The organism is Maribacter sp. 1_MG-2023, from assembly GCF_030547005.1.
In the GTDB taxonomy this organism is placed as follows: Bacteria; Bacteroidota; Bacteroidia; order Flavobacteriales; family Flavobacteriaceae; genus Maribacter.
This window is the reverse complement of sequence record NZ_JAUOPN010000001.1, coordinates 561,014-585,033: the sequence shown is the minus strand read 5'-3', so window position 1 is coordinate 585,033 and position 24,020 is coordinate 561,014. Positions and strand designations below refer to the sequence as shown.

The window sequence follows — 24,020 nt, the reverse complement described above, 5'->3', positions numbered from 1 at the left end:
ACCAATAACCAATAGATTTGAAAACATGAAGTTACGTGCCGACAATATAATGAAGTCCTACAGAGGTCGTAGGGTGGTTAAAGGAATTTCTCTTGAAGTTAATCAAGGTGAAATTGTAGGATTGCTAGGACCAAACGGTGCAGGTAAAACAACTTCCTTTTACATGATTGTTGGGCTTATAAAACCAAATGGCGGTAGCATCTATTTAGATGACATGGAGATTACAAAATTTCCTATGTATAAAAGAGCTCAAAATGGTATTGGGTACTTGGCTCAAGAAGCTTCGGTCTTTAGAAAGCTAAGTATTGAAAAAAATATTTTAAGCGTACTTCAATTGACAAAATTGAGCAAAAAAGAGCAACACATGAAAATGGAGTCGCTTATTGAAGAGTTCGGTTTAGGTCATATTCGTAAGAGTCGTGGTGATTTATTATCTGGTGGTGAGCGAAGAAGAACTGAAATCGCTAGGGCTTTGGCAACCGATCCAAAGTTTATTTTACTAGATGAACCTTTCGCAGGGGTTGATCCCGTGGCTGTAGAGGATATTCAACGTATTGTAGCGCAGTTAAAAGACAAAAACATTGGTATACTTATTACCGACCACAACGTTCAAGAAACGCTTGCTATTACAGAGCGTTCTTACCTAATGTTTGAGGGTGGTATTCTAAAATCGGGAGAACCCGAAGAATTAGCTGCAGATGAAATGGTACGTAAAGTTTATCTGGGTCAGAACTTTGAACTTCGTAAGAAAAAGTTAGATTTCTAAAGAACACTACACCTACTCTATATCCTTATACTTTTTAAGATTATATATTCCCCATCCGAAGAATAACAATTCTAAAAATAAGGCGGGAGTGAATAATGGCGATACTCCATCAAAGAGCGTACTTACTATTCTACCAAAAGAAATTCCACCCATAAAGAGCACATTACATAAAGTTGCAGCGTACCAAAGTTTTGGTTTAAGAGACCCCAATACCCAAAATAGTCCAACACCTACATAAATACCCATTACCGCACGTAGCATATTTTTTAACTCCAAATCAACCACTTCAAAACCCAAGAGTTCGGGCATAATATACGTTGGGTGACCACCATAGACTATACCGGCTATAATAACAATAACTCCTGATAATAATAAGTTAAGATTTTTATGATTCGTCATTGAATGGTTTTCCATAAAGTTGAAAATATCTAAATGCTGCTATTCCACCAATAAATGAAAATACGGCTAGCATCCAGAATACATGTTGATGTCCTTCTAAGCCAGGTGATGCATCTAATAAATAGCCCATTGCCGGACCAGCAAAAATATCGGGAGTATACCCTATCAACGAAATCAACCCAACCGCAGTACCAGTAAGCACCAACGGAATTTTACCACTCTGCATTACAGCAAAATATAAAGATCGAATTGCATACACCCCTAGTGCCACGATCATGATAGAAAATAAGAACATTAAATAAGAAACATCGGCAACCATGCCAGATGCAAATACTAAAGAACCGATCAGCGCAACTACAAAACCTATTAATAAAAATAAACTAGGCCTAGAACGGTCTGCTACCACACCTATTAAAACACCTACTACCGGTCTTGCGAATAATAAAAATGTACCTACTTCTGCAGATTCCACCTCATTGTACAACATTACATCTTGCGCATAAAGCGAAAAAATATCGGTGATTTTATAACCCACGTAAGCACATAGAATTATAATCATTAGTAGTAAAACCGAAGGTAAACGTAGTACTTCTTTAATTTGAGAAACGGTGATTCTTTCTACGACAATCTCATTTTCAAGGCTCTCAGGTAATCTCATAAAAAACCAGACAAGAACACCTACAATAGATACTATTGCTGAAGAGGTCAATATTACATAGCGAAAAGCAAACCTGCTTTCTTCTAAAGTGGCAACTTCTAGATCTGCCGACATAAAGTGAGAAAAAACAAGCACTCCCAGTGTTCCAAATAGTGCACCTACCAATCCCCTACCGCCATCTAAAAATCCAAAAGCTTTGCCTTGTGAACTTTGACCTCCCCACACTCGGGTAGCTTTGATCATAGGCGACCAAAACAAGAAAATTGTGGTAAAACCCCAAAAGCCGTAAAGTACTTGCAAGGTTAAATAGTCTGGGAATGTAGCAAAAACCAATCCGCCAAGAGCGGTCATCCAAAGCGCAATGGCTATTAATTTTCTTGGCTGAAATTTATCGGCTAAAGGTCCTCCTAATAAATAAGAAATCAATGCAACAAAGCCATACACGGAAAAACACAAACCCAACGAAACATTATCTAGTTCAAATACTTTTAAAACGGTAGGTCTAAAAACACGTTGCAATACAAAAGGCAAAATAAAGACACTTTCCCCTGCTAAAATCAATAACAACAGATAATACCAAGGCGCTTTTTCGGGGTCTTTCATTTTTCTCTTATCGGAATCCAAACCTCTTCTTCTGAGTTTGGATCATTGTTTTTGTATTTAGCTCCCAGTACTTCAAAATGAGGACGGTCATTTAAGATATAATCAGATTTGGGAATCCATTCCCCATAAATCAATTGAAAAAAAGCCTGTGCATTTTGTGCAGTTCCTTTGTAATTGAACACCGCAAACAAGCCAGTTTCTAAAATTAAACTATTCATTTTCTCTGGAATGAACTCTAAATTTTCAACCTCAACGCATGCCCATTTTACAAATCTATTTGCAGGAGAAAACTCTTTAAAATAATCTACTGGATATTCTTGTAGAGAGATAAAATCATCAGACGACCTATTTAGCACTTCCTTACTTCGCCCTCTGAAATTCTTCCACAGATCAAAAGTTTTATTATCTATCAAACTCATTTCCTGAGAAAGCCCAATCAATTTTCGTTCTTTACTTTTTACAATTCTAGCTTCCATCTACCCTAGTATAATAATCAAACATAACCAATTCATTTAAATTCTCGAAAAATAGCAGACTTGTAATCGCCTATAGTTTCAATAACCTAAACATAAAGTTCAACTAACATGCTTTAGTAAGAATTAGAACAATTTTGAGGAAACTAAATTACCAGATGAAAACGAAGAAAAACACAAGAAGAAATTTTATTCAAAAAGCATTAATGGCTTCGGGCGGACTTATTCTAGCTCCGAATTTTATTAGTTGTAGCGATGATGATGATTTACAGGTGTCCTATGATGAAGCTTTACTTACCGTTCAAAATTTCAATTACGGTGTAGCCAGTTTTGACCCAAGTAGCACAAGCGTAATAATTTGGACACGATTTATTAATAATGACGTTGAAATTATCTGGGAAGTTTCTACAGACAATAACTTCAACAGCATATTACGCACAGGAAAAATAACAACTGAGAGCTCAAGAGATAACACGTTAGCCATAGAGTTGACAGAATTAGAAGCTGATCTAAAGTTGTACTATAGATTTATAAGCACAACCGATAATTCCGTTTCCGTAATTGGTGAAACTATCACATTACCAACAGATGCCACACAAGCAAAATTAGCAGTTTGTTCTTGCTCCAATTACCAAGCTGGTTTATTCAATGTTTACGATGCCATGGCAAATTCCGATGCTGATATCATTGTACATTTAGGGGATTATTTCTACGAATATGGCGCTGGCGGATACGGATCTACAGCAGAAAACGCTTTCTTGAACCGTTTTCATGAACCTGCAGGAGAAATTATTTCTTTAGATGATTATAGAACAAGATACAAGCAATATAGATCAGATGCTTCTTTACAATTAGCCCACCAAAAGAAACCGTTCATTTGTGTTTGGGACGATCATGAAATTGCCAATGACACTTATAAAGAAGGAGCAGAAAACCATGATGAAGCCACAGAAGGTAGTTTTGAAGTAAGAAAACAAAATGCATTACAGGCATATAGCGAGTTTTTACCTTTCTCAAGAATATCAGCAGATGATAATAGCATTATTTATCGTTCAGTAAATATTGGAAACTTGGTCAACCTAATCTTAATGGACACCCGTTTAATTGGCAGAGACAAACAATTAAACATTACAGATTATGTAACGGCTACAGGTTTTGATGCAGTAGCATTTCAAACAGCATTGACCGACCCTTCACGCTCTATTTTAGGAGTAACACAAAGAGACTGGGTACTATCTGAATTAAATAGTAGTGCGGCAAAATGGCAAGTATTAGGTCAACAGGTATTAATGGGTCAAATGTATATACCTATAGAATTTTTAACCTCATTTGGCTTACCTGAATTCGGTACTATATTGACAGAGTTGGTGACCATAAAACTAAGATTGCTTAATAACGACCCAACACTGACCAACGAAGAAATAGCAAGGGTAACTACCGCTATACCTTACAATCTTGATGCTTGGGACGGATACCCTATAGACCGTGAGATTATTTACGCAGGATTAAACGGTAAAAAAATAGTCACTTTCGCAGGTGATACACATAATGCTTGGCAGAACACCTTAAAGGCACAAAACGGAACAGAAGTAGGTATTGAACTAGCCACATCTTCTATTAGTTCACCAGGCTTTGAAACCTATCTTGGCGCTAACTCTTCGCCAGAATTAATCGCCGGTTTTCAAGAAGCGTTGATAGCTTTAATAGATGGATTAAATTATTTTGATGCCTCAAAAAGAGGATATATGATGACAACATTCACGACTAGTGATGTTACATCTGAATGGATATTCGTTGACACACTTTTATCGGAATCGTATACTACAGAAACAGGGTATACGCTTACATACTCTTAAACCTCACCAATCATTAATATATTAAAGTCGTATTGCATTTGCAATGCGGCTTTTTTTATAGCACTAAAAGACCATGTTCACGAAGCCCAATAATTTGCTTTGAATACCAAAACAACTCAAAATCTTCTAATTGATATTCGTAATCTTTTTTCAACTGACCATAACTTAAAGGCTTATTCTCAGGTTTCAATTGTTCTAAAGTAGCAAGCAACCATTCTCCTTTATCCTTATCTACTATTATTTCATACATATCTGTCTTTGTATGAAAACCCAATTCTAACTGCTGCCAAGTCATGCCTTTTTTCTTCTTCACACGTTCATTGGCAATAGGCATTGGTCCTATCCATGCTATTTTAGCCGTAGATTTTGTATTCAGAACAAGTTCTTGTTGCAAGCAATTATAGATATAGTCTGCGGAAATCGTTGAAGGTGGAATCTTAAAATCGAACCATTCTTGCAAACTCATGTCGAAACCGATACCATGCATAAAATTGAACAGTGATTTTTTTAATCCGAAGCTGAACTTACTGTGGTCAACTCCCGTTTTATCTTTAAAATCTATATCGTTGTTAGCAAAAGTGATGGACTTCAAATCTGGCATTACTCCGTATTCCTCAGGATGCAAACCAACGGGACTATGAGCAGTTAATGCAAACTGGTGCCAAAAACCAGATTGTATGATTCCCAATTCAAACAACTGACGCACCATTTCTAAACTATCTACCGTTTCTTGAATGGTCTGTGTTGGGTAGCCGTACATTAAATACGAATGCACCATAATATTTGATTCGGTCAAATTTCGTGTCACTTGGGCCACTTGTTCTACCGTTACGCCTTTATCAATAAGTTTCAACAAACGATCAGATGCCACTTCCAATCCGCCTGACACCGCAATACAGCCCGATGCTTTTAGTAAAAAACACAAATCTTGGGTAAAGTTCTTTTCAAAACGAATATTCGTCCACCAGGTGATGGTCAAATTTCTTTTCAATATCTCCAATGCAAAAGCTTTCATTAATGATGGCGGTGCAGCTTCATCCACAAAATGAAATCCCGATTCTCCTGTTTGGGTCATTAATGTCTCTACGCGGTCAACCAATAGACTTGCCGCAACAGGTTCATATATTTTTATATAATCTAAAGAGATATCGCAAAAAGTACATTTACCCCAATAGCAGCCATGAGCCATGGTCAATTTGTTCCAACGACCATCACTCCATAAACTATGCATGGGGTTAGCAATTTCAATGACCGAAATGTAATTGCTTAATTGTAGGTCACCATAATCTGGTGTGCCAACATCTATTTGTTTATAATCTTGTCTTAGACTATCATTCTTGTAAACAACTTTATCATCTTCTAAAATGAATGCTCTTTTTAATTCCCCTATTCCGTTTACAACATATTTATGCACTAATTCTAACGGAAGCTCCCCGTCATCTAAGGTTATAAAATCAAAAAACTCAAACACACGGACATCGGTAAGGCTACGCAGTTCTGTATTTGGGAATCCGCCACCCATAGCAATTTTTACATCAGGATAATTAGCTTTTATAAATTGAGCACAACGAAAAGCACTATATAAATTACCAGGAAAAGGAACCGAAAAACATACCAATTTAGGTTGTATAGTTTTCAATTGTTCCGCTAACAACTCAAGCGTTAATTCATCAATAAAAGTGGGTTCTTCGTTAAGATGATTATAAAGCTCATCGAATGAATTGGCACTTCGCCCCAATCTTTCTGCATACCTACTGAACCCAAAATTTGGGTCAATACATTCTACAATAAAATCTGATAAATCTTCAAGATATAAGGTTGCCAGATGTTTGGCTTTATCTTGCATACCCATATTACCAAAAGCCCATTCTAAATCATCTAACTGTTCAAAACGAGAAGCTTGCGGCAAAAAATTATCGGTACATAATTGTCTAGCCAAGGTGTCATTTTTACCTTGTAAAAAAAGAATAACGGCATCTAGCGTTTTCAAATAATCATTTCGCAGCGCATATATTCTTTGGCAATTTTCAGACACAATAGCATCCGAAGAAATAGCCATGTCAAAAAGTTGCTGAAATGTATTTTTATTGAAAAGTGATAAAATAACCTCAATCCCTAAATCGGACTGAAAAGAAGAAATATGTTTCGTATTCAAAAACCCTTTAATGTAAGCCGTTGCCGGATACGGAGTATTTAATTGGGTAAAAGGAGGAGTTATTAAAAGAAGGTCTTTCACAAAGTTATTTTAGAACAATGCTGCAAAGATAATGGTTACTCTACTCATTATTCAATATCTCACGCACCGCCTGCTGATATGCTTTGGGATTATTAGCCTTTTTTATCTTTTTGAATGCCTTATGCGGATTGGAAGTTGAAAGTGCAAAGTATTCCCAGAAACCACGCATTTTCATTTTTATAGGTGTTGGCCCTGATAATGCTTCATCATATTGCTGATAAATGGTGTCGTGAAATTCGGAAAAAATCTTCCAGCGGTCTTTTGGATATTCCGTCGTATTGTTTTTAATCATACTTGGCAGAAATGGGTCGGCAATTAAACCTCTTCCCATCATAAAGTTTTCAATTGTAGGGAAGCGCTCTTTCATTTCTTGAAACTTCGCTACTGTAGTAATATCGCCGTTATAATATAATGTATGTTTGGTACTTTCAACACACTTCTGAAAAGCATCAAGATCTACTCCGCCCTTATACAATTGTTTTCCAATACGTGCGTGAATAGCAATATTCTTTAACGGATAGGTATCCAAAACAGGAAAAACATCTAATATCTCTTCTGCATTTTCATACCCCATTCTCATTTTCATAGAAACCACCACATCGGTTTCTTCATGAGCTCGTTTTAAAATATGATCTATTTTTTCGGGGTTACAAATGAGTCCGCTACCCATACCTTGTTTTGTTACCATTGGGTAAGGGCAACCTAAATTCCAGTTCAATTCTTTATATCCTAAACTTTGAATATACTTTACAACGAAAAGAAATTCATCAGCATCGCCCGTCATTACTTGTGGAATAACTTCTAGGGTGGTATTATTTTCTGGCTGTAAATCTTTCTGATACGAGTTTTTAATCACCATTTTACCATTCAAACGAATGTATGGCGCGTAGAACGTATCGATGCCTCCAAAATATTTATGGAATGCATTACGGAATCTAAAATCGGTAAAGCCCTGTAATGGGGATGATAATAAGGTAACTGACATGTATGTATTACTGCGTTAGGTGCAAATTCTTCAATTTTACAACAACAGATTCAGCTGCAAAAATAGCGCCTTCCATGTAACCAGAGTGATGTTTTGATGTTTCTGTACCAGAAATAAATAATTTATTATCGAATAAGGGTGCTTGATATAGTGCATGACCGCCATTTTGATGTGGAAATAAGTTATCTTCTTGCCTATTCGATTTGGTAAACTCTTCATTGTACCAAGTCGTCTCGTGATACGATTCGTATTGCAAAGCCTCATCACCAAAAACCATTTTCAATTGTGCTTCAATTTTCTCAATGCGTTGCTCTTTAGTAAAACGCGCACAGCTACCAGAAGCGAAACCAACAAGGGCATATGACTCCTTCTCTACATTCGACTGATCATAAAATTCGCTAAGCGGACCAACATTGCTAAATATAGTACCCGATTTACCTTCTTCTCGCCAAAATGGTTTTTTATAAGTCAATGCAACTTTAATAGAATCTTGCATCCAAGTGTGGGTTTGTTCTGCTAAAGAAACCAATTCATTTGGTAACTGAGGCGTAAATGTTATTTGATCTATTAATGTTGCTGGTGGCAACGTAGTAATAACAATACCAGCATTTAATGTGCGAGAATTGGTTTTCACTTCAACATCATCATCAATAACATTTACCTCATTAACCTCTTCATTTAAAAAGATAGTATTTGGTTTCAGTTTAGCAGCTATTGAATTGAGCAAATCAACAGTCCCGTTTTTAAATCGGTAACTCGGACTATCATTTGGAACTGCAATTTCTTGGGGTGGTACATTTGAAAATGTTTGAAAATAAGATGTACCGGTCATAAATTGTTCGAAATAAGGAACTTTAAATTCCTCTATAACATCTAATAAATGGTAGTGACTTTCATTAAACCAAGTAGCACCCATTTCAACTTTTGCCTTCCCAGATACTAAAGTGTTAATTCTACCTCCAATTCTTTCTCGTGCTTCTAAAACCTTGACATCAAAACCTAGTTCTTGTAAACGATTTGCAGTTAACAAACCCGTTAATCCTGCGCCGATAATTACTACCGATGTATTCATGCTATAAAGTTATTCTGATTAAATGACGGACTAAGATATTTTAGATTGCAGTACACTGGCAGTTACTAATAATTGCCCAATATGCCTTTGACTATGCTCTGCAGTATGAAATAAAAGTCCGATTACGGTAGATGGCAACTTCTTTCTACCTACAGTTCTTTTTTCTGTAAGTGAAGATTCTGGTATCGTTTTGAAATATGCTAGCGCTTCAGAAACTTTAGTTGAAAATTGCTCTTGTAAGTCGCCAACTTCAGTAGTTAAATTAAAGGCACCTTCTTTTTTTAGAAATTGAAATTGCGCATCAGATAGCGATTCACCTTTGGCATAAGTCATCATTCTATCTAACACTCCCGTAATATGGTTCATATGAAAACCAATAGAAGCTCTACCTGATGTTTTAGCCCAAAGTAATTCTTTAGGAAAATCTTGAGTATACTTTTTAAGCTCTCTTTCTGACTGTAATAAGGCATGCACTGCTGGTTGCAGCAAATCTGGCACACCTTGAATAGGTCCGCTTAACCAAAACTCATATTCTTCATTTTCCATAATCATTCTTCCTAAATAATTCTAAATTTAAAGTCTCTCTTGTATGACAGAACTTACTACATAAAACAGAATAATTAAGGGAATAGCCATGAACTTCATGGTAACGATTAGCACAAGACTAATGATAAGAAAGATATAACGCATGGCATTATCCTTGAAGCTTGTATTCTTGAATTTTAAAGCAAAGAGCGGCAAATTAGCATTTAATAAATATGCACTCACCAATGTTAAGATGATCAAGAACCATTGATTAAGAATGATACTATTTAAAAAATCATTGTTCTGATATAAAAGGATAAGTGGTAATGAAAGTATTAAAAGTGCATTAGCGGGTGTTGGCAAACCAATAAACGAAGACGTCTGATTTTCATCTATATTGAATTTCGCCAATCGATAACCCGATGCCATGGTGATGATAAAGCCTAAAAAAGGTATTAAGTGTATGTATTGAAATTTACCGGCTTCCATAAAAAAGTGAGCACCATCTCCCCATCCACTGGTTTGAGACATTGCCAATAATTGAAACATTACAATACCAGGTACTAGTCCGCTAGTAATCATATCTGCCAAAGAATCTAACTGTAGGCCTAATTCGCTTTTTACATCTAAAACACGAGCCGCTAATCCGTCAAAAAAATCAAAGAAAATACCTAGTGCAACAAATATTGCGGCAAACTCTAATCTATTCATGACAGCAAACATAGTAGCCACACAGCCACAGAAAACATTTAATAGAGTAATAAAATTAGGAATGTGCTTTTTCATGATAGTCGGTGTAATGTCAATATGTTCAGCGGGGCAAAATGCCCTGCTCAATTATTGCTCTAAATTAATATAATTATATGGTGGTAGTGGTATTCCGTTATAAAAAGCTCCAAGCTCATCTATATTTTGCAAGGCATCAAAAACTATTCTAACAAATTAAAGGTGGACAACCATCAAATTCACAACCACTTAGGCTTATCGTATTAAAATATAAACTACCTTCTCTGAGATGATATCACAAATTAGTTCCTAAATGAAAAATACTATGCATGCATAGTATTGTTTAGTTGATATTTTAGAATTAAATTATAGCCTTTGTAACAATTTCAGATAAAAAATGAAGTTTTATAACAAATACAGATAAACACTAACCATTAAATACAGTACCAAAAAATGAAAATTAAAAAGGTTTTAGTAGCCAATCGAAGTGAAATTGCAATTCGTATATTGCGCGCCTGTTCTGAACTGAACATTAAAACAGTTGCCATTTACACCTATGAAGACCGCTATTCACAACACCGAAATAAAGCAGATGAATCTTATCAAATTGGTGAAGACAATCAGCCTTTAAAACCTTATTTAGACATTCCGCAGATTATAGCTTTGGCAAAGGCTAAAAACGTAGATGCCATTCACCCAGGTTATGGTTTCTTATCTGAAAATTCTGAATTCGCAAGACAGTGTGCCGCCAATGATATTATTTTCATTGGTCCTGACCCAAAAGTAATGGATGCTCTGGGCGATAAAATTACCGCTAAGAAAGTTGCCGTAAAATGTAATGTTCCAATCATTGAGAGTAATAAAAAGAAATTAACTTCTTTAAAAGTTGCATTGACCCAAGCCGCAACTATAGGTTATCCCATAATGTTGAAAGCTGCTTCTGGTGGTGGTGGGCGTGGAATGCGTATCATTAGAAAAGATGAGGATCTAGAAATGAATTTCGATTCTGCTAGAAACGAAGCATTAAACGCATTTGGCGATGACACCATGTTTCTAGAAAAGTATGTCGAAAATCCTAAACATATAGAAGTACAAATTGTTGCCGATAACCACGGAAATATCCGCCATTTACATGAGCGCGATTGTTCAGTTCAACGTCGTCACCAAAAAGTGGTAGAGATAGCACCGTCACACAATGTTAGTGAAGATGTAAAACAGAATCTTTACAAATATGCCGTTGACATTGCCCAAGAAGTCAACTATAACAATATTGGTACGGTAGAGTTTTTAGTAGACCCAGATGATAACATATATTTCATTGAGGTAAACCCAAGAATACAAGTGGAACATACGGTTACAGAAATGGTTACTGGAATCGACTTGGTAAAAACTCAAATTTTCATTGCCGGAAATTATAAACTAGATAGTCAACAGATTAAAATATATGGTCAAGAAACCATTGCTACCTATGGTTTTGCATTACAATGTCGTTTAACCACAGAAGATCCAGGAAATAATTTCACTCCAGATTACGGTACGGTAACTACATATAGAAGTGCCTCTGGTATGGGAATTCGCTTAGATGCCGGTAGTATCTACCAAGGGTATCAAGTGAGTCCGTTTTTTGATTCGATGTTGGTAAAGGTCTCATCTCACGGTAGAACTCTAGATGGCGCTACACGTAAAATGGTACGAGCTTTAAAAGAATTTAGAATTAGAGGAGTTAAAACCAATATTCATTTTCTTCAAAATGTTATACAACACCCTACTTTTAAAGATGGTAAGGTTACTGTCAATTTTATACAGAACACCCCTGCCCTATTCAAGATAAAACTACCACAAGATAGAACATCCAAAGTTGTCAACTTCCTTGCCGAAGTTATTGTCAATGGTAATTCTGATGTTAAGTATATCGACGAAAACAAGGTCTTTAGAAATGCAAAGGTTCCAAAATTCAATCCGCTAGAAGCACATCCGAAAGGAACAAAAGATATGCTAACAGAAATGGGTCCCGAGAAATTTTGTGCTTGGTTAATGGATGAAAAGAAGATTCATTATACAGATACCACAATGCGCGATGCGCACCAATCGCTATTAGCAACAAGAATGCGAACGTATGATATGTTGCGAGTTGCAGAGAGTTATGCAAAGAATCACCCAAATACCTTTAGTATGGAAGTTTGGGGTGGTGCAACCTTCGATGTAAGTATGCGCTTTTTACACGAAAGTCCGTGGACACGTTTACGCGAATTACGTAAAGCAGTACCGAATATATTATTTCAAATGCTACTTCGTGGATCTAACGGAGTTGGGTACAAAGCATATCCTGATAATTTAATTGAAAAATTCGTTGAGAAATCTTGGGAAAACGGCGTGGATATTTTTAGAATTTTCGATTCATTGAACTGGGTAAAGGCGATGGAACCAAGTATTAATTATGTTCGTAATAAAACTGGTGGTATCGCAGAAGCTGCTATAAGTTATACTGGTGATATTTTAGATATCAACGAAACCAAGTATACTTTAAAATATTACACACAGCTGGCAAAAGATCTAGAAAATGCCGGTGCACATATGATTGCTATAAAAGATATGGCAGGTCTACTGAAGCCTTATGCTGCTACTGAATTGGTTTTAGCATTAAAAGACACGGTTAAGCTGCCGATACATTTACATACGCACGATACCTCTTCTTTACAGACGACAACGTATCTAAAAGCTATTGAGGCTGGTGTTGATGTGGTCGATGTAGCATTAGGCGGATTATCTGGATTAACATCTCAGCCAAACTTTAACTCTGTAGTTGAGATGATGAAGGGTCAGCCAAGAGCGCATGAGTTTGATATGCCGAAACTAAATCAGTTCTCTAATTTCTGGGAAGATACAAGAGAGCTTTATTATCCTTTTGAGTCTGGATTAAAAGCGGGTACTGCAGAGGTGTATTCACATGAAATACCTGGCGGACAGTATTCTAATTTGCGTCCGCAAGCAACTGCTTTAGGTTTAGGTGACCGATTTGAAGAAGTAAAAACAATGTATGCCGAGGTAAATAAACTATTTGGCAACCTTATTAAGGTAACACCCAGTTCAAAAGTGGTTGGTGACATGGCAATTTTCATGGTGACTAATAATCTTACTACAGAAGATGTTATGACACGTGGTGAGGAAATATCTTTCCCAGATTCTGTAATTAGTTTCTTTATGGGAGACTTAGGTCAGCCCGTTGGCGGATTCCCTAAGAAGCTTCAGAAAATCATTCTTAAAAACAAAAAACCATATACGAACAGACCAAATGCACATTTAGCACCAACTGATTTTGACAAGGAATTTAAAGCCTTTAAAAAGAAGTTTCAAAAAGGGTTTACACGTGGTATTGAAATGGAAGATTTTCTTTCGTACACCTTATACCCAAAAGTGTTTGAAAAAGCACATGAAAACTATAAGCTGTATGGCAATTTAGCGCTGGTACAAACAAAGCATTTCTTCTACGGTATGAAACTTCGTGAAGAAACCTTAATAGAGTTAGAACCGGGTAAAACGGTAATCGTAAGGTTACTCTCTGTCGGCATACCTAACGAACTAGGCTTGCGAACTGTATTCTTTCAAGTAAACGGAGAAAACAGATTTGTTGATGTTTTAGATACTTCTTTAAATCTTAAGATCGAATCGAATGAAAAGATAGATTTAGAAAACCCGAACCAAATTGGTGCTCCTCTACAAGGTTCTTTATACAAGGTATTGGTCAAAAAAGGTCAAACCATAAAAGAGAACGATCCTTTATTTGTAATTGAAGCCATGAAAATGGAGACTACCGTAACTTCTTTTAAAGCAGGTACGGTTACATCGGTTAGTCTAAAAGAAGGTAGCATGGTAAAACAAGACGATTTAATTGTATCTATTGAATAGCCATTAAAATCTAAATAATGTATTTAAAAAAGCCACCTCTAGAGGTGGCTTTTAGATTTGTATAAAACAGCACTTTACGGAAATAGTTAATTGACATAAAATTATAAAAAACCAATATCTATGAAGTCTGTTATTATTCGCATCTTTGCACCTGCTATGAGCTAGTAAAAGTATGTTCAGAAAAATCACGTTTTTAATTCTACTTTTTACTGCATTTTGGGGACATTCTCAAAATGCACAACTATCTCCATTATCAAAAATCAGTTTATTGACCGTAGGCACAGGTGAAGACTTAGCTGCCAAATTCGGGCATAGTGCCATACGACTACAAGACCCAACTTTAGGTATAGATGAAGTTTACGGTTACGGTACGTATGATTTTGAGGACCCTAATTTCTATTTAAATTTTACTAGAGGTAAGTTATCATACACCATTTCTAGAATTCCGTTTAAGTACTTCGATTATTCTTACCAACAAGAAAAACGTTGGATAAAAGAGCAAGTTTTAGATGTCAATTTAGAACAACGCAACCAGATTGTCACTTTTCTAGAGCACAACTTACTGCCAGAAAACAAGAAATATAAGTACGACTTTTTGTTTGATAACTGTGCCACTAGAATACCTATGGTATTTGAAAAAACTTTAGGGAGCACATTTAATTTTGATTATAATTATTTAGAAGATCAACTGACATTTCGCGAGTTAATCCGTTTGAAGTTAAATCCGAACTCGTGGTCTAATTTCGGTATTGACCTTGCATTAGGTTCTGTAATTGACAGAGAAGCAACGCCATACGAACATTTGTTCTTACCAATTTATGTGTACGAGCAAATGAAACATACCACGCTAAATGGCAAGCCGATAGTTAAAAGTGAGTCTGTTATTTTAGATATTCCTGAACAAGAATACCGCTCTCTTATATTTTTAACTCCTTTATTCTGGCTAAGTATTCTGCTTTTTTTAGTATGCTATATCACCTATACCGATTTTAAAAACTTACGAAGAAACAAATGGTTAGACTTCGGGCTGCTCGCAGTTACGGGGTTAGCAGGTGTTCTAATTTTATTCCTTTGGTTTGGTACAGACCATTTGGCTACCAAGGCAAATTTTAATTCGCTGTGGGCATTTGCCCCAAATATCATAATCGCATTTATGATGATAAAAAAGCAGATTCCGTCATGGATGATCACTTACATCATATTTTTAACCATATTACTAGGCATTACTTGTATGCTGTGGCTGTTTAAAATTCAAGTGTTTTCCATATTACTAATTATCGTTTTACTAGCATTGGCTATTCGTTATTTATATCTCATCTATTACTTTAAGAGTAAACAACTAGCTAAAAAATAAAATTAAGTTACCCTACATGAATCTACTTACCGTTGAAAATATTTCGAAATCCTATGGCGAAAATGTTCTTTTTGAGAACCTATCTTTTGGGATCAACAAAGACCAAAAAATTGCTTTAATCGCTAAAAACGGTACAGGAAAAACTTCTATACTAAATATATTGTCAGGGGCTGACTCCCCCGATTCAGGTCAGGTGAACTACCGTAAATCTACACGTGTTTCCTTTTTGGCTCAAGAGCCGGTAATGGATCCAAACTTAACTGTAGAAGAAACTATTTTCGCTTCAGATAATGAGGTACTGACAGTATTGGCTAATTACGAAAAGGCATTACTAAACCCCGAAGATGCAGACGCCTACCAAAAAGCCTTTGATGCGATGGATCGTTTTGAAGCTTGGGATTTTGAAACCCAATACAAACAGATTCTTTCTAAGTTAAAACTTGACGATTTAGATGCCAAAGTAGGCAAGCTCTCTGGTGGACAAAAGAAACGTTTGGCACTTGCCAATGCTCTAATCAATAAACCAGATCTTTTAGTATTAGATGAACCTACCAACCATTTAGATTTAGAAATGATAGAATGGTTAGAAGAGTTTTTTGCGAAAGAAAACATGACCTTGTTTATGGTAACACACGACCGTTATTTTTTGGAACGTGTTTGTAATGAAATCATTGAACTAGAAAACGGAAAACTATATCCATATAAAGGGAATTATAGTTACTATTTAGAAAAGAAAGAAGCCCGTATTGAGCAAGAAGCTGTAGAGCAGCATAAAACAGAGCTTCTTTTCAAAAAGGAATTGGATTGGATGCGCAGGCAACCTAAAGCCCGTACTACCAAGTCTAAATCTAGAATAGATGATTTTGCAGTTATTAAAGATAAAGCAAGTCAACGCAGAAAAGACCATCAAGTTCAGTTAGAATTGAATATGGAACGTGTTGGTAGCAAAATTCTTGAACTTCATAAGATTTCTAAATCCTTCCCTGGTAAGCCAATTCTAGATAAGTTTGAATATGTTTTTCAAAAAGGAGAACGTATTGGTATCATTGGTAAGAATGGTACCGGTAAATCTACCTTCTTAAATATTTTAAGTGGACGCGACCAACCGGACAGCGGAAAAGTAATTGTAGGTGAAACAATCAAGTTCGGTTACTACACTCAAAAAGGTATTGAAATAAAAGAAGGTCAGAAAGTAATCGATGTTATTCGCGAATTCGGAGATTACATTCCTTTAATGAAAGGGAGACAGATTTCTGCTCAGCAGCTATTAGAACGTTTTCTTTTCGACAGAAAAAAGCAATATGATTTCGTTGATAAACTAAGTGGTGGTGAGCGAAAGCGACTATACCTATGTACTATATTAATTCAGAATCCGAACTTCTTAATATTAGATGAGCCAACAAACGATTTAGATATTGTAACGCTAAATGTTTTGGAAAGCTTCTTAATGGATTTCCAAGGGTGCTTAATGGTGGTATCTCACGATCGTTATTTTATGGATAAAATTGTAGACCACCTATTTGTGTTTAGAGGCGATGCAGTTGTAGAAGATTTCCCAGGTAACTATTCTGACTACAGAGCATACGAAGACAGTCAGGTATTAGAGAAACGCGAACAGAAAGAAGTTCAAAGCGCTCCTAAAACTAGTTGGAAAGAACCAGATACTTCACCTAAAATATCTTACGCAGACCAACAGGAGTTCAAAAAACTAGAACGCGAAATTCAAAAATTAGAAAAAAAGAAGGTTACGCTACAAGAGAAGTTTACCGATGGCTCATTAAGTGGTGATGAAATTAAAGACCTAGGTATAGAACTAAAAGAAGTAACCGATACTATTGAGAGTAAGACCGAGCGTTGGTTTGAGCTTTCAGCAATAATAGAAGGTTAGACCTCATTAACACGTTAATTTCCGAATACATTTTAAAACTACAATAACTGTAGACGAATGATTTTTACCATTCGTCTACAGTTAAATGCTGCCCAACTATGAGCGGTAAAATATGTTTGTTCATCCCTGTACTTTAGCAGTGTAAAACAAATAGTATGAAATCAATTATTCTTTTAACCGCTCTTTTCTTCTCTACTTTCTTAGTACAAGCGCAAGCTAACAACGAGAATGTTTCTTTAGAGATCGAAACTGTACAAGTAGAGATGGTTCAAACAATTGAAAGTAATGATATTACTGTTCCAACAATCGAAACTGAAAACACAATAGAAGTTGCAAGATTGTACAAGAATAAAAACAACAGGGTAATCAAGGCTTTAAAATTCTCAACAAAATTAAATAGAGCTAAACTTTCTTAATACAATTTTAAATATCCTTTTCGCCCCAAATCTAGACCTACCCCATTTCTTACCAAAACCTACTATTAAGTTCAATCTCATAAATCAAGTTCAAAATTCATTCTCAAGTCAAAATGACCATTCAACCTTATTTCATATATTTCTGTAATAGTTAGTTTCGGTATAATTTAAAAGCAGATAACATCAAAACTTACACTTATTGAGCGCACTATTAAATTCTCGGTCCGCCTCCTATTTTACCTCCTTTGAATTTAATAACCGAATCTAAATTACCATTCGTCTATAGATAAATGACGCCCAACGACGAGCGGTAAAATATGTTTGTTCATCCCTGTACTTTAGCAGTGTAAAACAAATATTATGAAATCAATTATTCTTTTAACCGCTCTTTTCTTCTCTACTTTCTTAGTACAAGCGCAAGCTAACAACGAGAATGTTTCTTTAGAAATCGAAACTTTACAAGTAGAGATGGTTCAAACAATTCAAAGTAATTATATTACTGTTCCAACAATAGAAACTGAAAACATAATGGAAGTTGCAAGATTATACAAGAATAAAAACAACAGAGTAATAAAGGCTTTAGAATTCACAACAAAAGTGAACAACGCTAAACTTTCTTAATACAATTTTAAATATCCTTTTCGCCCCAAATCTATACCTACCCCATTTCTTTCCAAAACCTACTTTTTAATTCATTACAATTCTAAGTTCAACCACTATCTTTACTTTTTAAATCCATTGAAAAAGTAAATCGTGTTCCGTTTTATATCCTTCATTAAATTTATACTTACTTCTACCAATCAACATGGGGTTCATTCACCTTTTGTTTATGATTACATTACCAAATGCCTTTACAAGAAAAAGCAACTTAAGCTTCCGACAACCCTAAAGGTGCTTGTTAAAAGTATTACCTATTTTAAATACGATTCTATATGTTTAATAGGAGATTATAAAACATCCGAAGAAAAAATAAAACAACATTTCCCAACTATTTCAATTACAGAAAATAATGCCGACATTATCGTTTACAACATATCTGACCTTAGCGACACCAATTTAGATATCAACAATTTATCTAATGATTGCATGCTATTCTTAGATGGTATACACACCAGTAAAAAAAACTTTAAAACCTGGAAACATCTTACAGAATTAAAGCACGTTCGTGTTTCTATAGATATGTTTTATTGCGGAGCCCTATTTTTTAGGAAAGAACAAGTAAAGGAACATTTTAAAATACGGATATAAACCAGTAATTTTAGACTAAAGCAAATTTTTAATGAGCAGTAATACTATTTATATTACCCTGGGTGTTGTTTTCGCTATTTACTTAGCCATTCGCATTACTAGTAAAGGTAAATCTAGCGAGCGAAAATCAAGAAAGTTCATGGGAGATTATGAACGTAAAGACAAGAAAGAGAATTAATTGTTCAAAGTTTTCACTGTAATAATTCTCACTATTTATTATTAAATAACCTACATCATTACTTTCTACAATTTATAAAATGAAAATATATACCAAAACAGGAGATGACGGCACTACCGGACTTTTTGGAGGAACACGTGTACCTAAACATCATATTCGTATTGATAGCTATGGTACGGTCGATGAATTGAATTCGTGGCTAGGTCTTATTAGAGATCAAGACATCTCCCCTATTTACAAGCAACAACTTACATCCATTCAAGAGCATTTATTTGCTGTAGGCGCTATTTTAGCTACAGATCCAGAAAAAGAAATACTCAAAAATGGTCAAGAGCGATTAAAAATAACAAAGGTAGGTACTACTGAAATTAATTTTTTAGAACAGGTTATAGATGAAATGGATAGCGAATTACCGCCTATGACCCATTTTATTCTTCCAGGTGGTCATGCAACAGTGTCATACTGTCATATTGCCCGTACTGTTTGTAGAAGAGCCGAACGAATTTCAACTTTATTATTTCAAACTGAGCCATTTGACAAAAATGTGTTATCTTTTATAAATAGGCTTTCAGATTATCTTTTTGTATTGGCACGAAAATTGTCTTATGATTTACAGGCGGATGAAATAAAATGGATTCCTAAAAAAAAGGACTAATAATTCTGTAATTTATTCGTTATCAATAAACAAATGCAAAAAAAGTACGAGATAAATATGAAATTTATTATTAATTTCTTTGCTGTCTCAATTTAAAAATTACTTTTGCAAAAAATTAAAATTAAATAATTACTATGTATTGGACATTAGAATTAGCATCTTATTTAAGTGATGCACCTTGGCCGGCAAGTAAAGATGAGTTAATAGATTACTCCATCAGAACTGGAGCCCCTCTTGAAGTCGTAGAAAATTTACAATCTATGGAAGAAGAAGGTGGCGAAATATATGAATCTATCGAAGAGATCTGGCCTGACTATCCAACGGAAGAAGACTACCTCTGGAACGAGGACGAATATTAATATTCGATATCATAATAACTACAAAAAAGTCTCTTCGGAGGCTTTTTTTTTATGTAATTTTGGCAGGTTATTAGGTTAAACTGTCCAAATATCAAGACTGGAATACCTTTTGCTCTTAAATAGCATCGATTATAATTGTCGAATATAAAATATTTTGAAAGCTATTCTTACTAGAATAATAGTCAGAAAAGCTTCAATTCTAATAGTTTAAAATATATGAGTTTCATTAATTCCATCCTAAAGGCATTCGTTGGTGACAAATCACAGAAAGATGTAAAGGAATTACAGCCTTTAGTAGACCAAATAAAGTCATTCGAATCGAAGTTAGAATCCCTTAGTCATGATAAACTTAGGCAGAAAACAATAGAGTTCAAGAAGGCTATTCAAGAATCTATCAAAGAGAAAACAGATCAAATAAGTGCTTTAGAAGAAGAGGTTAAAAACTCTACCGATATTGACAAAAACGAAGATCTTTACACAGAAATAGATAGATTAAAAGAAGAATCTTATACCATTTCTGAAGAGACCTTAAATAACATACTTCCTGAAGCTTTTGCTGTTGTGAAGGAAACTGCAAAGCGTTTTGCAAATAATGAAACTTTAGAAGTGACAGCTTCTGAATATGACAGAACCTTGTCAGGTTCTAAAGAATATGTCACTCTTGAAGGTGCCAATGCTATTTGGAAAAACTCTTGGGATGCCGCAGGTAAAGAGGTTACTTGGGATATGGTACATTATGATGTACAACTTATTGGTGGTATTGCCATGCACCAAGGTAAAATTGCAGAGATGCATACTGGTGAAGGTAAAACCCTTGTTGCTACCCTACCTTTATATTTAAATGCTTTAAGCGGTAATGGTGCACATTTAGTAACCGTTAATGATTATTTAGCAAAAAGGGATAGTGCTTGGATGGCACCTATATTTCAATTTCATGGGCTATCTGTAGATTGTATCGATTACCACAGACCAAATTCTGATGGTAGACGTGCTGCCTACAATGCCGATATCACCTACGGAACCAATAATGAATTCGGATTCGACTACCTGAGAGATAATATGGCGCATACACCAAAAGATTTGGTACAACGCCCACATAATTATGCCATGGTAGATGAGGTTGATTCAGTTTTGGTCGATGATGCTCGTACACCATTGATTATATCTGGTCCAGTACCTGAAGGTGATCGTCATGAATTTAATGAACTAAAACCAAAGGTTGACGAAATTGTAAGAAAGCAACGTCAACATTTAACTGGTGTTTTGGCAGAAGCCAAAAAATTAATCGTAGAAGGTGATACAAAAGAAGGTGGTTTCCTTTTACTTCGCGTATACCGTGGGTTACCTAAAAATAAAGCATTAATAAAATTCTTAAGTGAAGAGGGAGTAAAACAATTGCTTCAAAAAACAGAGAATTATTACATGCAAGACAACAACAGGGAAATGCCAGTTGTTGATGAAGATTTGTTGTTTGTAATCGACGAAAAGAACAACCAAATAGAATTGACCGACAAAGGAGTTAATTATATTTCTGGAGAAAACGATAAAGATTTCTTCGTGATGCCAGATATTGGTGGAGAGATTGCCAAAATTGAAAATCAAAATCTTGAAATTGAAAAAGAAGCTGAACTTAAAGAAGAGCTTTTTAAAGATTTCACTATTAAAAGTGAACGTATACATACCATGAGCCAATTATTAAAGGCTTATACCCTATTCGAAAAGGATACGGAATATGTGGTAATGGAAAACAAGGTTATGATTGTTGATGAGCAGACCGGTCGTATTATGGACGGTCGTAGATACTCTGACGGTTTACACCAAGCAATTGAAGCAAAAGAGAATGTAAAGATCGAAGCATTAACACAAACTTTTGCAACGGTTACATTACAGAACTACTTTAGAATGTACAGCAAACTTGCTGGTATGACAGGTACTGCTGTTACCGAAGCTGGCGAATTCTGGGAAATCTACAAGTTAGATGTAATGGAAATTCCGACCAACAGACCTATTGCTAGAGCAGATAAAAATGATCTTATCTACAAAACGAAAAGAGAAAAATACAATGCAATTATTGAGGAAGTAACCAAAATAAGTCAATCAGGTAGACCTGTATTGATTGGTACAACCTCGGTAGAAATATCAGAATTGCTATCTAAATTATTGAGTGTTCGTAAAGTACCTCATAATGTACTGAACGCGAAACTTCACAAGAAAGAAGCAGATGTAGTTGCTGAAGCTGGTAACGCAGGTATTGTAACTATTGCAACTAACATGGCTGGTCGTGGTACCGATATTAAGTTGTCTGATGCTGTTAAGAAAGCAGGCGGACTAGCAATTATAGGTACAGAAAGACATGATTCTCGTCGTGTAGATAGACAGTTAAGAGGTCGTTCTGGTCGTCAAGGAGATCCAGGAAGCTCTCAATTCTATGTTTCGTTAGAAGATAACCTAATGCGTTTATTCGGTTCTGATAGGGTTGCTAAGATGATGGATAAAATGGGCTTAGAAGATGGTGAAGTCATTCAGCATAGCATGATGACCAAATCTATTGAGCGTGCTCAGAAAAAAGTGGAAGAAAACAACTTCGGTGTACGTAAACGTCTTTTAGAATATGATGATGTAATGAACGCGCAACGTGAAGTTGTGTATAAAAGAAGACGTCATGCATTACAAGGCGAGCGTTTAAAGCTTGATATTGCCAATATGGTCTATGATACCTGTGAGGTCATCGTAGAAAGCAATAAAGCTGCAAGTGATTTTAAGAATTTAGAATTTGAATTGATCAAATACTTCTCAATTACATCACCTGTAGATGAAGCTGAGTTTGGTAAAATGACAGCTCAAGAAATTACCGGTAAAATTTATAAGGCTGCATACGAGTATTATAATAATAAAATGGAGCGTAATGCTGCAGCGGCTTTCCCAGTAATAAAAAAGGTACATGAAGATAATGCCAATAACTTTGAGCGTATCGTAGTTCCTTTTACTGACGGAATTAAAAGCTTAAATGTAGTAACTAACCTTCAAGAAGCATATGACAGTAACGGTAAGCAATTGGTTACCGACTTTGAAAAAAATATCTCATTGGCTATTATAGATGATTCGTGGAAAACACATCTTCGTAAAATGGATGAGTTGAAGCAATCGGTACAATTAGCTGTTCACGAACAAAAAGATCCTCTATTAATTTATAAGTTCGAAGCATTTGAACTTTTTAAGTCGATGATCGAACAAGTTAATAAAGATGTTGTCTCTTTCTTATTTAAAGGTGAATTACCTTCTGAAAACCCTAATGCTATTCAAGAGGAAAGAAACGTTCAACGTAAAGAGAATTTACAAACGTCAAAAGAGGAAATTCCTAATAGTGATGAATTAGCGGCACGAAGTAGAGCGGTTAGTCAAAATCAGGCAGAACGACCTGCGGTTACCGAAACCATTACTAGAGAACAACCAAAAATTGGTCGAAACGAACGCGTAACCATTAAAAATGTAATGAGCGGTGAGAGTAAGACGGTAAAGTTCAAACAAGCTGAGCCACTTTTACAAAATGGTTCGTGGGTGTTGACTCAAGATTAAGTTATATAGAAATTATAAGTTTTAAAAAGGCATCCAATCGGGTGCCTTTTTTGTTTTCTGATGCTAACCAGCTATAAATAAACCTTATAGAAAACTATTAATAATTGAATCCTATTTACAAGATTATTTACTGAATTACCT

Annotated in this window: 20 protein-coding genes; 12 read left to right on the top strand and 8 right to left on the bottom strand. The window is 35.4% G+C overall.

Annotation, left to right across the window (positions count from 1 at the left end; genetic code table 11):
• The first annotated feature begins 25 nt into the window (after positions 1-25).
• Positions 26-766 (top strand): LPS export ABC transporter ATP-binding protein, encoded by a 741-nt coding sequence (gene lptB, locus Q4500_RS02585; RefSeq protein ID WP_027064458.1) that lies wholly within the window; start codon positions 26-28, stop codon positions 764-766.
• Positions 767-778: 12 nt separating this feature from the next.
• Here lptB and Q4500_RS02580 read toward each other — a convergent pair whose 3' ends face one another.
• Genes Q4500_RS02580 through Q4500_RS02570 form a run of 3 tightly spaced genes read right to left on the bottom strand, consistent with a single transcriptional unit; the run spans position 779 to position 2,902 of the window.
• Complete coding sequence (locus tag Q4500_RS02580) at positions 779-1,165, bottom strand: DUF4345 domain-containing protein (RefSeq protein WP_303598185.1); 387 nt, start codon at positions 1,163-1,165, stop codon at positions 779-781.
• Positions 1,152-2,426 carry a nitrate/nitrite transporter gene (locus Q4500_RS02575; protein WP_303598184.1) on the bottom strand — a complete coding sequence of 425 codons (1,275 nt, stop codon included), beginning with the start codon at positions 2,424-2,426 and terminating at the stop codon, positions 1,152-1,154. The genes Q4500_RS02580 and Q4500_RS02575 overlap by 14 nt, the downstream gene beginning before the upstream one ends.
• Positions 2,423-2,902 carry a GyrI-like domain-containing protein gene (locus Q4500_RS02570; protein ID WP_303598183.1) on the bottom strand — a complete coding sequence of 160 codons (480 nt, stop codon included), beginning with the start codon at positions 2,900-2,902 and terminating at the stop codon, positions 2,423-2,425. Before Q4500_RS02570 ends, Q4500_RS02575 begins: the two co-directional genes overlap by 4 nt.
• Positions 2,903-3,057: 155 nt before the next feature.
• Here Q4500_RS02570 and Q4500_RS02565 point away from each other — a divergent pair, with 155 nt between their 5' ends.
• Positions 3,058-4,755 carry an alkaline phosphatase gene (locus Q4500_RS02565; protein WP_303598182.1) on the top strand — a complete coding sequence of 566 codons (1,698 nt, stop codon included), beginning with the start codon at positions 3,058-3,060 and terminating at the stop codon, positions 4,753-4,755.
• 55 nt (positions 4,756-4,810) lie between these two features.
• On the opposite strand, the gene Q4500_RS02560 is transcribed toward Q4500_RS02565, so the two are convergent.
• The 5 genes from Q4500_RS02560 to Q4500_RS02540 are packed head-to-tail and all read right to left on the bottom strand — an operon-like array spanning position 4,811 to position 10,359.
• Positions 4,811-6,991, bottom strand: coding sequence for a radical SAM protein (locus Q4500_RS02560; protein ID WP_303598181.1), 2,181 nt, complete (start codon positions 6,989-6,991; stop codon positions 4,811-4,813).
• Positions 6,992-7,031: 40 nt separating this feature from the next.
• Positions 7,032-7,976 carry a tRNA-dihydrouridine synthase gene (locus Q4500_RS02555; RefSeq protein ID WP_303598180.1) on the bottom strand — a complete coding sequence of 315 codons (945 nt, stop codon included), beginning with the start codon at positions 7,974-7,976 and terminating at the stop codon, positions 7,032-7,034.
• Between the two features lie 7 nt (positions 7,977-7,983).
• Complete coding sequence (locus tag Q4500_RS02550; protein WP_303598179.1) at positions 7,984-9,048, bottom strand: FAD-dependent oxidoreductase; 1,065 nt, start codon at positions 9,046-9,048, stop codon at positions 7,984-7,986.
• Positions 9,049-9,078: 30 nt separating this feature from the next.
• Entirely contained in the window at positions 9,079-9,594 is a 516-nt protein-coding gene (locus Q4500_RS02545; protein WP_303598178.1) for a DinB family protein, read from the bottom strand.
• A 27-nt stretch (positions 9,595-9,621) separates the two neighbouring features.
• Positions 9,622-10,359, bottom strand: coding sequence for a phosphatidylcholine/phosphatidylserine synthase (locus Q4500_RS02540; RefSeq protein WP_299320085.1), 738 nt, complete (start codon positions 10,357-10,359; stop codon positions 9,622-9,624).
• Positions 10,360-10,752: 393 nt separating this feature from the next.
• On the opposite strand from Q4500_RS02540, the gene Q4500_RS02535 reads away from it, so the two are divergent.
• The 10 genes from Q4500_RS02535 to secA all read left to right on the top strand — a co-directional run bounded on the left by Q4500_RS02535 (position 10,753) and on the right by secA (position 23,879).
• Positions 10,753-14,205, top strand: a complete 3,453-nt coding sequence (locus Q4500_RS02535; RefSeq protein WP_303598177.1) for a pyruvate carboxylase — start codon at positions 10,753-10,755, stop codon at positions 14,203-14,205.
• A gap of 172 nt (positions 14,206-14,377) precedes the next feature.
• Positions 14,378-15,559, top strand: coding sequence for a DUF4105 domain-containing protein (locus Q4500_RS02530; RefSeq protein ID WP_303598176.1), 1,182 nt, complete (start codon positions 14,378-14,380; stop codon positions 15,557-15,559).
• A 16-nt stretch (positions 15,560-15,575) separates the two neighbouring features.
• Entirely contained in the window at positions 15,576-17,447 is a 1,872-nt protein-coding gene (locus Q4500_RS02525) for an ABC-F family ATP-binding cassette domain-containing protein (protein WP_303598175.1), read from the top strand.
• A 155-nt stretch (positions 17,448-17,602) separates the two neighbouring features.
• Positions 17,603-17,863: a hypothetical protein gene (locus tag Q4500_RS02520; protein ID WP_303598174.1), complete on the top strand. Its 261-nt coding sequence runs from the start codon at positions 17,603-17,605 to the stop codon at positions 17,861-17,863.
• Between the two features lie 360 nt (positions 17,864-18,223).
• On the top strand, positions 18,224-18,484 hold the full coding sequence (locus Q4500_RS02515) for a hypothetical protein (protein WP_303598173.1): 261 nt from the start codon (positions 18,224-18,226) through the stop codon (positions 18,482-18,484).
• A gap of 132 nt (positions 18,485-18,616) precedes the next feature.
• Entirely contained in the window at positions 18,617-19,111 is a 495-nt protein-coding gene (locus Q4500_RS02510; protein ID WP_303598172.1) for a hypothetical protein, read from the top strand.
• Between the two features lie 31 nt (positions 19,112-19,142).
• Positions 19,143-19,289 carry a hypothetical protein gene (locus Q4500_RS02505; RefSeq protein WP_166638546.1) on the top strand — a complete coding sequence of 49 codons (147 nt, stop codon included), beginning with the start codon at positions 19,143-19,145 and terminating at the stop codon, positions 19,287-19,289.
• A gap of 79 nt (positions 19,290-19,368) precedes the next feature.
• Complete coding sequence (locus tag Q4500_RS02500) at positions 19,369-19,944, top strand: cob(I)yrinic acid a,c-diamide adenosyltransferase (RefSeq protein WP_303598171.1); 576 nt, start codon at positions 19,369-19,371, stop codon at positions 19,942-19,944.
• Between the two features lie 134 nt (positions 19,945-20,078).
• Complete coding sequence (locus tag Q4500_RS02495) at positions 20,079-20,303, top strand: DUF2795 domain-containing protein (protein ID WP_027064442.1); 225 nt, start codon at positions 20,079-20,081, stop codon at positions 20,301-20,303.
• A 216-nt stretch (positions 20,304-20,519) separates the two neighbouring features.
• Entirely contained in the window at positions 20,520-23,879 is a 3,360-nt protein-coding gene (secA, locus tag Q4500_RS02490) for a preprotein translocase subunit SecA (protein WP_303598170.1), read from the top strand.
• Positions 23,880-24,020: the final 141 nt, after the last annotated feature.

Excerpts from the sequence above, each read along its gene's own strand:
- Q4500_RS02550 (WP_303598179.1), bottom strand. The coding sequence starts at position 9,048 with ATGAATACATCGGTAGTAATTATCGGCGCAGGATTAACGGGTTTGTTA.
- Q4500_RS02580 (WP_303598185.1), bottom strand. The coding sequence starts at position 1,165 with ATGACGAATCATAAAAATCTTAACTTATTATTATCAGGAGTTATTGTT.
- Q4500_RS02500 (WP_303598171.1), top strand. The coding sequence starts at position 19,369 with ATGAAAATATATACCAAAACAGGAGATGACGGCACTACCGGACTTTTT.
- Q4500_RS02565 (WP_303598182.1), top strand. The coding sequence starts at position 3,058 with ATGAAAACGAAGAAAAACACAAGAAGAAATTTTATTCAAAAAGCATTA.
- Q4500_RS02575 (WP_303598184.1), bottom strand. The coding sequence starts at position 2,426 with ATGAAAGACCCCGAAAAAGCGCCTTGGTATTATCTGTTGTTATTGATT.
- Q4500_RS02545 (WP_303598178.1), bottom strand. The coding sequence starts at position 9,594 with ATGGAAAATGAAGAATATGAGTTTTGGTTAAGCGGACCTATTCAAGGT.
- Q4500_RS02570 (WP_303598183.1), bottom strand. The coding sequence starts at position 2,902 with ATGGAAGCTAGAATTGTAAAAAGTAAAGAACGAAAATTGATTGGGCTT.
- Q4500_RS02505 (WP_166638546.1), top strand. The coding sequence starts at position 19,143 with ATGAGCAGTAATACTATTTATATTACCCTGGGTGTTGTTTTCGCTATT.
- Q4500_RS02540 (WP_299320085.1), bottom strand. The coding sequence starts at position 10,359 with ATGAAAAAGCACATTCCTAATTTTATTACTCTATTAAATGTTTTCTGT.
- Q4500_RS02515 (WP_303598173.1), top strand. The coding sequence starts at position 18,224 with ATGAAATCAATTATTCTTTTAACCGCTCTTTTCTTCTCTACTTTCTTA.
- lptB (WP_027064458.1), top strand. The coding sequence starts at position 26 with ATGAAGTTACGTGCCGACAATATAATGAAGTCCTACAGAGGTCGTAGG.
- Q4500_RS02495 (WP_027064442.1), top strand. The coding sequence starts at position 20,079 with ATGTATTGGACATTAGAATTAGCATCTTATTTAAGTGATGCACCTTGG.
- Q4500_RS02520 (WP_303598174.1), top strand. The coding sequence starts at position 17,603 with ATGAAATCAATTATTCTTTTAACCGCTCTTTTCTTCTCTACTTTCTTA.
- Q4500_RS02555 (WP_303598180.1), bottom strand. The coding sequence starts at position 7,976 with ATGTCAGTTACCTTATTATCATCCCCATTACAGGGCTTTACCGATTTT.
- Q4500_RS02525 (WP_303598175.1), top strand. The coding sequence starts at position 15,576 with ATGAATCTACTTACCGTTGAAAATATTTCGAAATCCTATGGCGAAAAT.
- secA (WP_303598170.1), top strand. The coding sequence starts at position 20,520 with ATGAGTTTCATTAATTCCATCCTAAAGGCATTCGTTGGTGACAAATCA.
- Q4500_RS02530 (WP_303598176.1), top strand. The coding sequence starts at position 14,378 with ATGTTCAGAAAAATCACGTTTTTAATTCTACTTTTTACTGCATTTTGG.
- Q4500_RS02535 (WP_303598177.1), top strand. The coding sequence starts at position 10,753 with ATGAAAATTAAAAAGGTTTTAGTAGCCAATCGAAGTGAAATTGCAATT.